This is a genomic window from Stenotrophomonas sp. SrG (assembly GCF_050031795.1).
In the GTDB taxonomy this organism is placed as follows: Bacteria; Pseudomonadota; Gammaproteobacteria; order Xanthomonadales; family Xanthomonadaceae; genus Stenotrophomonas; species Stenotrophomonas rhizophila_A.
The window spans coordinates 1-235 of the sequence record NZ_JBNBBE010001362.1 but is presented as its reverse complement, the minus strand read 5'-3'; the positions used below and the strand labels follow the sequence as shown (position 1 = coordinate 235).

The window sequence follows — 235 nt, the reverse complement described above, 5'->3', positions numbered from 1 at the left end:
CGCTGGCGCGGGGATGAGCATGCCGGTGCCGACCGATAGCGAAAGCGTGCTGCCGCATCGCGCGAGCCTGCGGCTGATCGACCGGGTCATCGAATGGCAGCCGGAATCCATCGTGGTGGAAGTGGACGTGCCCACGCTCGGCCTGTTCTCCACGCCTGACGGGGTGCCCGCCGGGGTGGGCGTGGAGTACAGGGCACAGGCGATTGCGGCCTGGGCCGGCTGCCGCGCGCGCGCG

General features: G+C 71.9%; 1 pseudogene. It reads left to right on the top strand.

From position 1 onward, the window contains the following. Positions 1-13: 13 nt before the first annotated feature. Positions 14-235: pseudogene (locus ACQG3P_RS23855) on the top strand (hypothetical protein); the annotation flags it as partial.